Consider the following 14012-nt stretch of genomic DNA (forward strand, 5'->3'; position numbering starts at 1 on the left):
GGGCGCACGGATGTGCTAGCGCGGGGCGCCGCGCCAGCCCGCCACGGGGAGGGCGAACTTCGCCACCAGCCGGTCGGTGAAGGACGCGTGGTGGAGCCTGGCCAGCCGGACCGGCACCGCGCCGCGCCGCACCTCCACCCGTGCGCCGGGGGCCAGTTCGACCGACCTGCGGCCGTCGCACCACAGCACGCCGTGCTGGCTGTGCTGCTGCACCTCGACGGCCAGCACCGAGCGCGGCGAGGTGACCAGCGGCTTGGCGAACAGCGCGTGCGCGCTGATCGGCACCATCAGCAGCGCCTCCACCTCGGGCCAGACGACCGGGCCGCCGGCCGAGAAGGCGTAGGCGGTGGAGCCGGTGGGAGTGGCGCACACCACACCGTCGCCGCCGAACGCGGAGACCGGCCGGCCGTCGACCTCGGTGACCACTTCGAGCACCCGCTCGCGGGACGCCTTCTCCACCGACGCCTCGTTGAGCGCCCAGTCGGTGTGCACGATGCGGCCGTCGGTGCGGACCAGCACGTCGAGCGTCATCCGCTCCTCGACCTCGTACTCCTTGGTGACGACCCGGTCCACCACCTTGTCGAGGTCGTCGCGCTCCGCCTCCGCGAGGAAGCCGACCCGGCCCAGATTGACGCCGAGCATCGGCACGCCCGACGCGCGGGCGAACTCCGCGCCGCGCAGCAGCGTGCCGTCACCGCCGAGCACGATGATCAGCTCGCAGCCCTGGACCGCGGCGGGGCCGATCTCACCGATCAGCTCGACGCCTTCGGTCAGCGTCAGGTCGGCGGCCTCCTCCTCCAGCAGCCGCGCCCCGATGCCGCAGCGCAGCAGGCCCTGCACCACCCGCTCGGCGCTGCGGATCGCGGAGTCGCGGCCGGTGTGGGTGAGCAGGAACACGGTGCGGTCCTGCACTTCACTGATTCCGGTCACCGGGGCCCCTCCGCCACAGCACGGTCGACTTCGGCCGGGTCCGGCGCGGGGGCGCCGGCGCGCAGCCACAGAAAATACTCCACGTTGCCCGACGGGCCCGGCAGCGGACTCGCGGTCACGCCGAGCACGCCGAGACCCAGCTCGGCCGCCTGTTCCGCCACCTTGAGCACGCTCTCGGCGCGCAGCGCGCTGCTGCGCACCACGCCGCCGCTGCCCAGCCGCTCCCGGCCCACCTCGAACTGCGGTTTCACCATCAGCACCAGATCGGCGTCCGGCGCGGCGCACCGCACCAGGGCGGGCAGCACCAAGCCGAGCGGGATGAAGGACAGGTCGCCGACGATCACCTCCGCCGGCCGCCCGTCGATCGCGTCGAGCGTCAACTCCCGTACGTTCGTACGGTCCTTGACGATGACCCGGTCGTCGCTCTGCAGCGACCAGGCGAGCTGGCCGTAGCCGACGTCGACGGCGACCACCTCGGTGGCGCCGCCGCGCAGCAGGACGTCGGTGAAACCGCCGGTGGACGCGCCGGCGTCGAGCGCCCTGCGGCCCTCGACGACCAGGCCCCGCGGCAGGAACGCGGCGAGCGCGCCGGCGAGTTTGTGGCCGCCGCGCGAGACGTAGTCGGACTCGGCGTCGTCCCGCGCGACGACGACCGCCGCGCTGGTCTCCACCTGCGTGGCGGCCTTGGTCGCGGTCGCCCCGCCCACGGTCACCCGACCGGCGGCGATCAACTGGCTCGCGTGCTCCCGTGAACGCGCGAGGTTCCGGCGCACCAGCTCAGCGTCGAGTCGGCGTCGTGCCACGTACGGTTCAGCCCCTGTTCTCGTCCAGCGCGGTCAACGCGTCCCGCAGTCCCAGGTGTACATCCTCGTACACCTCGGTGTGCGCGTGCACGGGCAGCCCGTCCGCGTCCCGCAGCCGCTCAACCGCGGTGTCCACCTCAGCATTCCCGGTCTCCCCGAGGACGACTCCCAGCGGCTCGGGTTCGGGCGCGGACTCCGGCTCGGGCACGGCGGCCGTGCCGGTGCTGGTGACGCTGCTCGTGGCGGACGGGGCGGCGGGCTCCACGCCCGGGAGGTCGTACGTCTCACTCATCGCCGGACCCGGACCCGGACGTGTCGGGGGTGGCGGGCTTGGCGGCCGTGCTCTTCCGGGCGGCGGTGGTCTTCCTGGCCGCCGGGCTCTTCTTCGCCGCCGCGGGCTTCCGGGCGGGAGAGGACTTCTTCGCCGCGGCGGCGGCGGTCTTCTCCACCGCCTCCGGGCCGACCGGGGCCGCCTTCTTCGAAGGTGCCGGCTTCCGCGCGGGAGCGGCCTTCTGCGCCGCAGGAGCGGGAGCGGCGGCGGCCGTCTTCTTCGAGGTTGCCGTCTTCCGCGCCGGGGCGGTCTTCTTCGCGGCGGGGGCCGTCTTCTCGGCCGCAGTCGTCTTCTTGGCCGGCGCGGCCTTCTTCGCGGTGGGCGCGGCGGTCCGCTCGGCCGCGGGCGCCGGCTTCTTCGCGGGCGGCGTCTTCTTCGCCGCCGCAGGGGTCTTCTTCGCCGCCGGGGCGGCCTTCTTCGCCACGGGCGCGGCGGCGGGCCGCGGCTGCGGCTCCGGCTCGGGCTCGGGCTCGGGCTCGACGTGGACGCGCTGCACCGGCGGGGCGGGCTCGGCGGGCGGCGGGGTGCCTTCCGGCTCGGTCGACTCCAGGTTGCGGATGCGGCGTTCGAGCGTCTCCAGCACGACGCCGACCTTGGTCACCTCGTCGGCGAGCCGGCCGACCCGGCCCATCGCCTTGTCGACCTCGTCCCTGACCACGCCGAGGAGCAGGTCGCGGTTGGCCCGGCCGGTCGCCATCAGCTCGTCGGCGAGGGTCTGCACCTCCGCCGGGATGGCCGAGCCGATCCGCTGCTGGACCGCGCCGACGTCGATCCCGGCCTGATCGAGCAGGTCCCTCGCCGCGTCGACCGTACGGCGCCTGGTGGCCTCGGTCAGGCCGCCCGCGATCTGCAGACAGGTACGCAGTGCGTCCCGCATCGCCCTCACTCCTCGCCTTGCCGTTGTCCCTTTGGTCCTGCGTGTGGGCATGACGCTACCGCCTCCGGCCCTCCGGTAACGATCACGGTGGCTGCGGTAGCGTCGTCCGGGCACGGCAGCCGTACGCCTCGGCGGCCCGCACCACCGCACGGCCGGCCCGCCCGGCGCACCGCACCGTCAGGGGGCACCTCACCCATGGCCACCGTCGAGGAGTGCCGTACCGCACTCGACAGGTTCGCCGCGCATCTCGCGGGCGCCGAGGGGTCCGCGCGGGACGCGGCGGCACTCGACCGCTCGCTCGACTGCCGGATCGCCGATCTGGACGTCACCTTCGTGGGACGGCTGGAGGGCGGCCACATCAGGGACGTCGTCACCGTCGAGGGACAGCCGGGGCGCAAGGCCCAGATCCGGCTGTCGATGAGGAGCGACGACCTCGTCGCGATGGTCGCCGGCGAGCTGGGTTTCGCGCGGGCGTGGGCGACCGGCCGGGTCAGGGTGCAGGCGAGCCTGCGGGACGTGCTGCGGCTGCGGTCGCTGCTGTAGCCGCGGCATCCGAGGACGCCGTGTCCGCCGGGTCGGTGGCCGGGCCCGCCGTGACGGCGGTGTCCGCCGGCCTCGTGGCGCGGCGGGCCGAGGGGACGACCAGCGGCGTGCCGCTCTCCGGGTCCTCGATGATCCGGCAGCGCACCCCGAAGACCTCCTCCACCAGTGCGGCGGTGAGGATCTCGGCGGGCCGCCCCTGCGCCTCGATCCGGCCGTCGCGCATGGCGATCAGGTGGGTGGCGTAGCGGGCGGCCTGGTTGAGGTCGTGCAGCACCGCGACGAGCGTGCGGCCGCGCTGCTCGTGCAGGTCCGCGCACAGGTCGAGGACGTCGATCTGGTGCTGGATGTCGAGGTACGTGGTGGGTTCGTCGAGCAGCAGCAGCGGCGTCTGCTGGGCCAGCGCCATGGCGATCCAGACGCGCTGCCGCTGGCCGCCGGAGAGTTCGTCGACATAGCGATCGGCGAGCGCGGCCACACCGGTCGCCGCCATCGACTCGTCGACGATCCGCTCGTCCTCGGCGGACCACTGCCGCAGCAGCCCCTGGTGCGGGTAGCGGCCGCGCGCGACGAGCCCGGCGACGGTGATGCCGTCGGGGGCGACCGAACTCTGCGGCAGCAGGCCCAGGGTGCGCGCCACCGCCTTGGCGGGCAGCGTCCCGATCGCCCTGCCGTCCAGCAGCACCCTGCCCTCGGCCGGCTTCAGCAGCCGGGACAGCGCCCGCAGCAGCGTCGACTTGCCGCACGCGTTGGGGCCAACGATGACGGTGAACGACTGGTCGGGTATCGCCACCGAGAGGTCCCGGGCGATGACCCGCTGGTCGTAGGCGAGGGTGACGGACTCGGCGGCGAGGCGCTGCGCCGGGACGCCCGGGACGGCCGGAAGCCCCGGGCCGGTCGGGGCGGTCGACTTGTCGGTGCTGCGGGTCATGCGGGGTCCTCCCGGAGATGGTGGGGTCGTGGGCCGCGGCAGGGGCGGGGACGCGGCGGGAGGCGGCCGGTGTCCGGCCTCGTTCACCTCCGGCGCGTTCACCTCCGGCCCGTTCACATCCGGCCCGCTCTGCGTTCGGCGATCAGCAGCCACAGCAGGTAGCCGCCGCCGAGCACCCCGGTGGCGACGCCGACCGGGACCTGGCCGGAGCCGAAGGCGCGCTGCGCCGCCCAGTCGGCGGCGACCAGCAGGGCGGCGCCCATCAGGGCGGACGGCACCAGGGCCACGCCGGGCGAACGGGCGAGCCGGCGGGCGAGCTGCGGTGCGGTGAGCGCGATGAACGCGATGGGCCCGGCCGCCGCGGTCGCGCAGGCGGTGAGCAGCACCGCGGCCAGCACGGTGACCAGCCGGGTGCGTTCGACGCGGACGCCGAGGGCGTGCGCGGTGTCGTCGCCCATCTCGGTGACGCGCAGGCTCCGGCTCTGCAGGAGCAGCACCGGCATCAGCACGGCGCACGCGGCGAGCAGCGGCCACACCTGCGCCCAGTCGCGGCCGTCGAGCGATCCGGTGAGCCACACCACGGCCCGCGCGGCGTCCACGAAGTCGGCCTTGACCAGCAGATAGCTGTTGACCGCGGAGAGCACCGCGGACGCGCCGATGCCGACCAGCACGAGCCGGTAGCCGTGCACGCCGCGCTTCCACGCCAGCAGGTAGACGGCGAGCCCGGTGAGCAGGCCGCCCGCCACGGCGCCGCCCGCGACCTCGTAGGACGAGCCCTTGAGGACCACGATGACCAGCAGCGCCCCGGCCGCCGAGCCCTGGCCGAAGCCGATCACGTCGGGGCTGCCGAGCGGGTTGCGGGAGACGGTCTGGAAGGCGGCGCCCGCCATCCCGAGGGCGGCGCCCACCAGCAGCGCCACCACGACGCGGGGCAGGCGAAGTTGGCGGACCACGAAGTCCTGCCCGGGGTCGCCGTGGCCGGTGAGGGAGCGCAGCACGTCCAGCGGCGCGATGCGGTAGTCGCCGGTGCCGATCAGGACGACGGCCCCGGCGAGGGCGATCAGCAGCAGCGCCGCGCAGACCAGCAGGGCGCGCCGGTCGCCGCGTATCGACAAGGCGCCTTTGCGGAGCAGCAGGGCGCCGCCCCCGGACCCGCCGGCGGGCCGGTGCGTTCTCCTCACAGCTCGGCCATCCTTCCGCGCCGGACCAGGACGATGAAGACGGGCCCGCCGAGCACCGCGGTGACGATGCCGGCCTGGAGTTCGGCGGGCCGGGTGACGACCCGTCCGATCACGTCCGCGCCGAGCAGCAGCACCGGCGACAGCACGGCCGCGTACGGCAGGGTCCACCGCATGTCGGGTCCGGTGATGCCGCGCACGACGTGCGGCACCATCAGCCCGACGAAGACGATCGGCCCGCAGGCGGCGGTCGCCGCGCCGCACAGCAGCGTGACGGCGACCATCACCAGCACCCGGGTGCGGGTCAGCCGGGCGCCGAGGCCGCGCGCGGTGTCGTCGCCGAGCGCGATGGCGTTGAGCGGCCGTGCGGTGGCGAACGCGAGCAGCACGCCGGCCGCGATGAAGGGTGCGACGTGCCGCACGGTCGCCATGTCCGCGGCGGCGAGCGATCCGACCTGCCAGAAGCGCATCCGGTCCAGGGCGACGTTGTCGGTGAGTTCGACGGCGCTGGTCCAGCCCTGGAGCAGCGCGGTGACCGCGGTGCCGGCCAGCGCCAGCCGCACCGGGGTCGCCGAGCGGCTGCCGCCGACCGCGTACACCAGCGCGGACACCACCGCGGCGCCGGCCATCGCGCACCACACGTAGCCGGTCATCGAGGTGACACCGAAGAAGCTGATGGCGCTGACGACGGCGGCTGCCGCGCCGGCGTTGACGCCGAGCAGTCCCGGGTCGGCGAGCGGGTTGCGGGTCAGCGCCTGCATCGCGGCGCCGGCGATGCCGAGCGCGGCGCCGACCAGCAGGCCCAGCAGCGTGCGGGGCAGCCGCAGTTCGCGGACCACCACGTCGTCGTCGGTGCCGGAGTAGCGGAACAGGCCGTGCCAGACGTGCTGGACGGGGATGTCCTTGGTGCCGATCGCGACGCTCGCGACGACGAGCAGCGCGAGCAGGGCGAGGGCCAGCAGCAGTCCGGCGGTTCTGGCGGTGGCGCCGTGCGCGGGACGCCGGCCGGCGCCGCGGGCGCGCGCGGCACAGTCCCCGGCGGAGCGCCCGGCTGGGGCGTCCCGGTTCGGGCCCGGGGCGGATGGGGTGTGACGATCGACCAACACCCAAGTTAGGTTAGCCTAACTTCGCCAACGCACCTCCGAGTAGAGCGGCATTCTTATGCATACCTCCCGTTTCACACCGGTGTCCGGAATGTCCCGCCGTGGTCTGCTGACCGCCGGCGGCACCGTCGGACTCGGTGCGCTGCTGGCCGCGTGCGGCGGCTCCTCGGACGGTTCCGGCAGCGCGGACGGCAGCGGCAAGGGCGCGGCCGGTACGGCCGCCACCCCGGCAGGACCCTGGAAGTTCACCGACGACCGCGAGAAGGCGCTCTCCCTCGACCGTACGCCGACCAAGCTGGTCGCCTATGTCGGGACGGCCGCCGCGCTGCACGACTACGGCATCGAGTGCACCGGCGTCTTCGGCCCGACCACGAGGAAGGACGGCTCCGCCGACGCCCAGGCCGGCGGCCTCGACGTCCACAAGGTCACCGTGATCGGCAACACCTGGGGCGAGTTCAACATCGAGAAGTACGCGGCGCTCGCCCCTCAGCTGCTGATCAGCCACATGTACGAGGCCCCCACCCTGTGGTACGTCCCCGACGAGAGCGCCAAGAAGATCCTCGCCCTCGCGCCCAGCGTCGGCATCGACGTCGCGGGCGTGCCGCTGACCACCCCGCTGCGGCGCTACGCCGAACTGGCCGCGTCCCTCGGCGCGGACCTCGCCTCCGCCGGCAACGCCGCAAAGAAGGCCCGCTTCGACAAGGCGTCGGCCGACCTGCGCGCCGCCGTCAAGGCGCACCCCGGGATCAAGGTCATGGCCTGCTCGGCGAGCGCCGACTCCTTCTACGTCTCCACCCCGCCCTCGGCCGCCGACCTGACCTACTACAAGAGCCTCGGCGTCGACTTCGTTCTGCCGGACAAGGTCCAGGGCGGCTTCTTCGAGACGCTCAGCTGGGAGACCGCCGACAAGTACAAGGCCGACGTCCTGCTGCTCGACAACCGCTCGGCGACCCTCCAGCCCAAGGACCTGACCGGCAAGCCCACCTGGGCGCGACTGCCCGCGGTCAAGGCCGGGCAGATCCTCGGCTGGCCGAGCGAGCCGATCTTCTCGTACGACAAGTGCGCGGTGCAGATCGAGGCGCTGACCGCCGCCATCACCGCTGCCAGGAAGGTGAGCTGACGCCATGTCGACCGCTACCACGACGTCCGAACCGGCCCCGTCCCCCGAGGCGGCCGCCGCGCCGTACGCCTTCTTCCATCCCCGGGTCGTCCGCACACTGCGGCTGTCCCCCACCCTGCTGCGCGTCGTCCTCGGCGGCGAGGAGCTGGGCGCGGTGGTCAGCGGCGGCCGCGACCAGCGGTTCAAGCTGTTCCTGCCGCAGCCGGGCCAGCGGGCACCGGTCCTGCCGGACGTCCTGGACTCCGCGTGGTACCCGCGCTGGCGGGCCCTCGACCCCGAGGTGCGCGGCATCATGCGCACCTACACCATCCGCGACGCGCGGCCCGCGGCAGCCGGCAGGACCGCCGAGGTCGACGTCGACTTCGCGCTGCACGGCGACATCGGCCCCGCCTCGCGCTGGGCGGGCCGCGCCGCGCCCGGCGACCTGGTGTCCATCCTGGCGCCGGTCGTACGCGACAACGGCGGCGTCGACTTCCGGCTGCCGGACGACGCGCGCTGGGTGCTGCTCACCGCCGACGAGACCGCGCTGCCCGCGGTCGCGGGAATCCTCGCGTCGCTGCCGGCCGGCCTGCCGGTCAGGGCGTGGATCGAGGTCGCGCACCCCGACGACCGGGTGCCGCTGCCCACGGCCGCGGCCGCGGACGTCACCTGGGTCGTGCGCGGGCGGTCGGACCTCCCGCTCGCCGAGGCCGTCGCGGCGCGGCCGCTGCCGGGGCCGCCGGCCGCCGGGTACGCCTGGCTCGCCGGAGAGGCGTCCTCGGTGCGCGCGCTGCGCCGGAGCCTGGTCGGCGGACACGGCCTGGACCGCCGCCGGGTGGCCTTCACCGGCTACTGGCGACGCGGCACCACCGAGGACGACCTGCTCGCCGAAGGCGTGGCCGCCGCCGGCGAGGACTGACACCGCCACGGGCGCGGAGCCGCCGCCCGCAACGCCGCCGCCCTCAAGAGGTGGGCGCGGCCGCCGCGGGCAAGAGCCCGCCGGTCACGCGAAACCCAGCCGCGCCAGCGCCTTGGAGGCGTCCAGGTCGCAGGAGCCGTCGCCGGCCGCGGTCCACGCGGCGGCGCACAGCGCGCGCAGGCCGTCGAGCGGCTCGCCCGATCCGTCGACGGTGAGCACCCCGTCGCCGGCAGCCGCGGTCCAGCCGCCGCAGCCGAAGCCCTCCCCGGCCGTGTCGACTTCGGGCTGCCCGCGCAGCAGGTCCCTGAGGTCCGCGCCGACGTACGTCGGCCGGTGCCGCGGCTCGGCCGCGAGCAGCCCGGCCGGCGTGGTCACCCCGGTGAGCACCAGCAGCGAGTCCACACCGCCCGCGAACGCCCCCTCGATGTCCGTGTCGAGCCGGTCGCCGACCACCAGCGGGCGCTGCGCGCCCGTCCTGATCACCGTCTCCCGGTGCATCGGCGGCAACGGCTTCCCCGCGACCTGCGGCTTGGCGCCGGTCGCGATCCGCACCACCTCCACGGCCGCGCCGTTGCCCGGGGCGATGCCACGGGCGCTCGGGATCGTCAGGTCCGTGTTCGAGGCGAACCACGGCACCCCGGCGTTGACCGCGTACGCCATCTCCGCGAGCTGCGCCCAGCGCAGCTCCGGCGAGTAGCCCTGTACGGCGGCGGCCGGCCCGTCGGCCGCGGACTCCACCGGCTCCAGGCCGCGTTCGCGCAGCGCGGCGAGCAGTCCCTCACCGCCGACCGCCAGGACCTTCGCGCCGTCCGGCACCTGATCGGCGATCAGCCGGGCCACCGCCTGCGCCGAGGTCACCACCTCGTCGGCGCTCGCGGGCACCCCGAGGTGCGTGAGGTGCTCGGCGACCGCCTGCGGCGTGCGGGCGGCGTTGTTGGTCACGTACGCCAGCCGCATCCCGTGCCCGCGCGCCGCCTCCAGCGAATCGACCGCGTGCGCGATCGCGTCACCGCCCGCGTACACGACGCCGTCGAGGTCGAGCAACGCCGTGTCGTACGCCCTGTCCAGCGCTTCCGCACTGCCGTCCGGGCTGGTCCGATGGGTCATGACGGGCTCGCTCCTCACAGGTCGTCGACCCCTCGATCATCCCTCATCGCCCCTCCTGGTGCGCCACCCGCTGCCGTAACATGGCGCGGATGAGCACCCCCGGCCCGCCCGGCACCGGCGGCACACCAGGCACCGGCGGCACGCCCGGCACCCCAGGCCCGGCGGACCCGGCCGCGGGCGGACTGCGCCTGGCCCCGTTCCGCGGCCTGCGGTACGTGCCGGAGCGCGTCGGCAGCCTCGCCGCCGTGACCTCGCCGCCGTACGACGTGGTGGTGCGCCCCGACGGCCAGCGCCGGCTGGAGACCGCCGACCCGCACAACGTCGTCCGGCTGATCCTGCCCGACGCCGAGACCGCACAGGACCGGCACCGCAAGGCCGCCCGCACCCTCGCCCGATGGCTCGGCGACGGCGTGCTCGCCCCCGACCCGGAACCCGCCGTCTACGTCTACGAACAGCGCGACGGCGGCCACCTGCAACGCGGCGTCATCGGCGCACTGCGGCTGAGCCCGCCGGGGGACGGCGTGGTCCTCCCGCACGAGGATGTGATGCCGGGCCCGGTCGCCGACCGCGCCGCGCTCATGCGCGCCACCGGCGCCAACCTCGAACCCCTGCTGCTCGCCTACCGCGACGGCGCGGCCACCGCCCGGATCATCGCGCGCACCGCGGCGGGCGAAGGCCCCGACGCGCTGCTGGCCACCACGACCGACGACGGCGTACGGCACCGGCTGTGGGCCCTCACCGACCCCGCGGACCTGGCCGCCGTCGACGCCGACCTGGCCACCCGCCAGGCCCTCATCGCCGACGGCCACCACCGCTGGGCCACCTACCGGCAGCTGCAGGCCGCCCATCCCCCCGGCACCCCCTGGGACTTCGGCCTGGTGCTGCTCGTCGACACCGCCCGCTACCCGCTGCGGGTACGGGCCATCCACCGCGTCCTGCCGCTCCTGCCGGTCGCCGCGGCGCTGGAGGCCGCACGCGAGGTCTTCCGGGTGCGCCGCCTCGACGGCACCCTGGACGACGCCCTCGCGGCGCTCGGCGCCGCGGCCGCCGACGGCAACGCCTTCGTGCTGGCCGGCGACGGCCTGCACCTGCTGGACCGGCCGGACCCGCGCCGGATCGACGCGTCCCTGCCGCCCGACCGCCCCGAGCCGTGGCGGCGGCTGGACGCGACCGTGCTGCACAGCCTGCTCCTCGACCGCGTATGGGCGCTCCCCGACTCCCCCGAGCACATCCGCTACATCCATGACGCCGCCGCGGCGGTCGCCCTCGCCGAAGAGCTGGGCGGAACCGCCGTCCTGATGCACCCGGTGGACGAGCACGTCGTCCTCGACCTGGCCCGGCAGGGCGTGATGATGCCCCGCAAGTCGACGTCCTTCGGGCCGAAACCGGCGAGCGGGCTGGTGATGCGGAGCGTCGAGCTGGGCTGAGCACGGCGTCTCCCCGGCAGACACCCGACCGATGCCCGGCCGGACGAACCTCCGGACGTGCCTCCGGACGAACGGCGAAGGGCGGCACCCGCACTGTGCGGATGCCGCCCTGTCGTGCCTACGGTGCCGAGCGGTCAGTCGTCCTCGCGCTCGGGGTGCGCCGGCGCCCGGAACGGCGAGTCCAGGAAGGAGGAGGGGTCGGCCTCGTCCGTCAGGTCCTCGGCGTCGTCGGCCACCGCGGTGACCTCGCCGGCGGTGGCGGTGGAAGCGTCGTCCCGGTCCGCCGACCCGGCCCCGGCCGGCTCGGCCGGCTCCTCGTCCTCGGCGTCGTCGGCGTCGTCCCGGTCGTCGACATCGTCGGCGTCAGCGTCGACATCGTCGTCCGCGGCGTCGGCGGCAGGCTCCTCGCTGGACTCCTGGCCCTCCTCGGCCGCGCCCGCGTCCTTCGCGTCGTCGTCCTTCCCGTCCTCGTCGTCGAACGCGTCGACGAACGCGATGCCGTCGAGCTGCGCGAGACGGTCCGAGGCGTCGGTGGTGCCGCTGTGGTCGGCCTCCAGCGCCTTGGCGAACCAGTCGCGCGCCTCGCCCTCACGGCCGACGCCCAGCAGCGCGTCGGCGTACGCGTACCGCAGCCGCGCGGTCCACGGGTGGACGGCGCTGGACGCCAGCTCGGAGCTCTGCAGGGTGACGACGGCCGCCTCGGCCTCGCCCATGTCCTGCCGGGCGCCGGCCGCGACCAGCCGCATCTCGACCTGGCCGGCCTTGTCGAGCTTGTGCACCTCCGGCGCACCGGCCATCTCCAGCGCGCGCTCCGGCCGCCCGAGGCCGCGCTCGCAGTCGGCCATCACCGGCCACAGGTCCACCGTGCCGGTCATCCGCCGGCTGGCCCGGAACTCGGCGAGCGCCTCCGCGTACCGCTCGCTGGCGTACGACGCGAAGCCCGCGGCCTCCCGCACGGCCGCGACGCGGGACGCCAGCCGCAGGGCGACGCGCGAGTACGCGTACGCCTGCTCGGGGTCCTCGTCGAGCAGCCTGGCGACCATCACGAGGTTGCGTGCCACGTCCTCCGCGAGCGTCTTCGGCAGGCTCATCAGCTCCTGGCGCACGCTCGGGTCGATCTCCTGGCCGGTGACCTCCTCGGGGATCGGCAGCCGGCGGACCGGCTCGCGCTCGTCGCGACGGTCGTCGCGGCCCTGGCTCTCGAACCGGCCACGGCCGGACACCGCGGGACGCCGGCCGTAGCCGCCGCCACGCTCGCCGCGGTCGCGGTCTCCCTCGTGTCGCGGCCCACGCGGCCGGTCGTCACGCGGCCGGTCGTCACGGCGGAAACCGCCGCCCGGACGGTCGTCGCGCGGTCGGTCGTAGCGGGGACGGTCATCGCGAGGCCGGTCGTCACGGGGACGGTCGTAGCGCGGACGGTCATCGCGAGGCCGGTCGTCACGGGGACGGTCGTAGCGCGGACGGTCGTCACGGGGACGGTCGTCACGGGGACGGTCGTAGCGCGGACGGTCGCCGCCGGGGCGGTCATCGCGAGGCCGGTCGTAGCGCGGACGGTCGTCACGGGGGCGGTCGCCGCCCGGACGGTCGTCGCGACGGAAACCGCCGCCCGGACGGTCGTCACGGCGGAAGCCGCCACCGCCCTGACGGTCGTCACGAGGCCGGTCGTAACGCGGACGGTCGCCACCCGGACGGTCATAGCGGGGACGGTCGTCCCTGGGGCGATCGTCGCGCGGCCGGTCATCACGGGGACGGTCGTAGCGCGGGCGGTCGCCGCCGGGGCGGTCGTCACGGCGGAAACCACCGGGACGGTCGTCGCGACGGAACCCGCCGCCCGGACGGTCGTCGTCACGGCGCGGACCGCGCGGGCGATCGCCACCCGGGCGGTCGTCACGGCGGAAGCCGCCACCGCTCGGACGGTCATCGCGGCGGAAGCCGCCACCGCTGGGGCGGTCGTCACGGCGGAAGCCGCCACCGCCCTGACGGTCGTCACGAGGCCGTTCGAAGCGGGGACGGTCGTCCCTCGGGCGGTCGCCACCGGGGCGATCGTCACGGCGGAAACCACCGGTGCCGCGGTCGTCGCGACGGAACCCGCCGCCCGGACGGTCGTCGTCACGGCGCGGACCACGGGGACGGTCGTCATCGCGACGCGGACCGCGGGGGCGGTCGCCGGCCGGGCGGTCGTCGCGACGGAAGCCGCCACCGCTCGGGCGGTCGTCACGGCGGTCGCCGGCGGGACGACCGCCGCCGGGGCGGTCATCGCGACGGAAACCACCGGTGCCGCGGTCGTCGCGGCGAGGCGCACCCGAGCGGTCATCACGTCGGTCCTCGCGGCGGAATCCGCCGCCGCGCGAGTCCCGACGCTCAGGGCGTTCGGGCCGGTCTTCGGACGAGTTGGACATCGACGTGACTCCTGTCGGATCGTGCTGTGTTACTTCAAGTCTCCCGTAAGCGACGGGAGGGCGCGCATCGTGCGCGGAACGCAAAAGGACCCCCGATCCCAGCGCTCAGGCCAGGACCGAGGGTCCAGAAAGATTGTTCGGCGGTGTCCTACTCTCCCACAGGGTCCCCCCTGCAGTACCATCGGCGCTGAAAGGCTTAGCTTCCGGGTTCGGAATGTAACCGGGCGTTTCCCTAACGCTATGACCACCGAAACACCATCGGGCCGTCCCGCGTCAAGCGGGACTGCGACAGAGTCCAAGCGAACAAGCACACTTTTCAGTTGTGTGGATCTGTTCACCGGTGCGACTGTTCGCAACCCGGGAACCAA

At 74.8% G+C, this 14012-nt stretch carries 12 protein-coding genes, 1 rRNA gene and 2 pseudogenes; 4 read left to right on the forward strand and 11 right to left on the reverse strand.

Annotated elements, in window-relative coordinates; translation table 11 throughout:
- Positions 1 to 15: 15 nt before the first annotated feature.
- Genes V2S66_RS30160 through V2S66_RS30175 form a run of 4 tightly spaced genes read right to left on the reverse strand, consistent with a single transcriptional unit; the run spans position 16 to position 2941 of the window.
- Complete coding sequence (locus V2S66_RS30160) at positions 16 to 930, reverse strand: NAD kinase (RefSeq protein ID WP_330799920.1); 915 nt, start codon at positions 928 to 930, stop codon at positions 16 to 18.
- Positions 927 to 1733 (reverse strand): TlyA family RNA methyltransferase, encoded by an 807-nt coding sequence (locus V2S66_RS30165; RefSeq protein WP_330799921.1) that lies wholly within the window; start codon positions 1731 to 1733, stop codon positions 927 to 929. The genes V2S66_RS30160 and V2S66_RS30165 overlap by 4 nt, the downstream gene beginning before the upstream one ends.
- A gap of 7 nt (positions 1734 to 1740) precedes the next feature.
- Complete coding sequence (locus V2S66_RS30170; RefSeq protein WP_330799922.1) at positions 1741 to 2025, reverse strand: hypothetical protein; 285 nt, start codon at positions 2023 to 2025, stop codon at positions 1741 to 1743.
- On the reverse strand, positions 2018 to 2941 hold the full coding sequence (locus tag V2S66_RS30175; RefSeq protein ID WP_330799923.1) for a histone: 924 nt from the start codon (positions 2939 to 2941) through the stop codon (positions 2018 to 2020). Before V2S66_RS30175 ends, V2S66_RS30170 begins: the two co-directional genes overlap by 8 nt.
- A 195-nt stretch (positions 2942 to 3136) precedes the next feature.
- Here V2S66_RS30175 and V2S66_RS30180 point away from each other — a divergent pair, with 195 nt between their 5' ends.
- A complete protein-coding gene (locus tag V2S66_RS30180; RefSeq protein ID WP_330799924.1) occupies positions 3137 to 3484 on the forward strand; it encodes an SCP2 sterol-binding domain-containing protein in 348 nt (115 codons plus the stop codon).
- Here the strand turns inward: V2S66_RS30180 and V2S66_RS30185 are convergent.
- The 3 genes from V2S66_RS30185 to V2S66_RS30195 all read right to left on the reverse strand — a co-directional run bounded on the left by V2S66_RS30185 (position 3432) and on the right by V2S66_RS30195 (position 6555).
- Positions 3432 to 4412 (reverse strand): ABC transporter ATP-binding protein, encoded by a 981-nt coding sequence (locus tag V2S66_RS30185; RefSeq protein ID WP_330799925.1) that lies wholly within the window; start codon positions 4410 to 4412, stop codon positions 3432 to 3434. The two genes, V2S66_RS30180 and V2S66_RS30185, sit on opposite strands and share 53 nt — an antisense overlap.
- A 113-nt stretch (positions 4413 to 4525) precedes the next feature.
- Positions 4526 to 5593 (reverse strand): FecCD family ABC transporter permease, encoded by a 1068-nt coding sequence (locus V2S66_RS30190; protein WP_413966518.1) that lies wholly within the window; start codon positions 5591 to 5593, stop codon positions 4526 to 4528.
- Positions 5590 to 6555 (reverse strand): FecCD family ABC transporter permease, encoded by a 966-nt coding sequence (locus tag V2S66_RS30195; protein WP_330799935.1) that lies wholly within the window; start codon positions 6553 to 6555, stop codon positions 5590 to 5592. Before V2S66_RS30195 ends, V2S66_RS30190 begins: the two co-directional genes overlap by 4 nt.
- 229 nt (positions 6556 to 6784) lie before the next feature.
- Here V2S66_RS30195 and V2S66_RS30200 point away from each other — a divergent pair, with 229 nt between their 5' ends.
- Positions 6785 to 7813 (forward strand): ABC transporter substrate-binding protein, encoded by a 1029-nt coding sequence (locus V2S66_RS30200; RefSeq protein ID WP_330799926.1) that lies wholly within the window; start codon positions 6785 to 6787, stop codon positions 7811 to 7813.
- A gap of 4 nt (positions 7814 to 7817) precedes the next feature.
- Positions 7818 to 8711 (forward strand): siderophore-interacting protein, encoded by an 894-nt coding sequence (locus tag V2S66_RS30205; RefSeq protein ID WP_330799927.1) that lies wholly within the window; start codon positions 7818 to 7820, stop codon positions 8709 to 8711.
- Between the two features lie 84 nt (positions 8712 to 8795).
- Here V2S66_RS30205 and V2S66_RS30210 read toward each other — a convergent pair whose 3' ends face one another.
- A complete protein-coding gene (locus V2S66_RS30210; protein ID WP_330799928.1) occupies positions 8796 to 9818 on the reverse strand; it encodes an HAD-IIA family hydrolase in 1023 nt (340 codons plus the stop codon).
- Between the two features lie 89 nt (positions 9819 to 9907).
- On the opposite strand from V2S66_RS30210, the gene V2S66_RS30215 reads away from it, so the two are divergent.
- Complete coding sequence (locus V2S66_RS30215; protein WP_330799929.1) at positions 9908 to 11245, forward strand: DUF1015 domain-containing protein; 1338 nt, start codon at positions 9908 to 9910, stop codon at positions 11243 to 11245.
- Positions 11246 to 11622: 377 nt separating this feature from the next.
- On the opposite strand, the pseudogene V2S66_RS30220 reads toward V2S66_RS30215, so the two are convergent.
- The 3 genes and pseudogenes from V2S66_RS30220 to rrf all read right to left on the reverse strand — a co-directional run.
- A pseudogene (locus V2S66_RS30220) lies at positions 11623 to 12396 on the reverse strand (hypothetical protein); the annotation flags it as partial.
- Positions 12397 to 12927: 531 nt separating this feature from the next.
- A pseudogene (locus V2S66_RS34725) lies at positions 12928 to 13626 on the reverse strand (DEAD/DEAH box helicase); the annotation flags it as partial.
- A 153-nt stretch (positions 13627 to 13779) separates the two neighbouring features.
- Positions 13780 to 13896, reverse strand: a 5S ribosomal RNA gene (rrf, locus tag V2S66_RS30230).
- Positions 13897 to 14012 lie beyond the last annotated feature (116 nt).

It is taken from the genome of Actinacidiphila polyblastidii, assembly GCF_036353415.1.
In the GTDB taxonomy this organism is placed as follows: domain Bacteria; phylum Actinomycetota; class Actinomycetes; order Streptomycetales; family Streptomycetaceae; genus Actinacidiphila; species Actinacidiphila polyblastidii.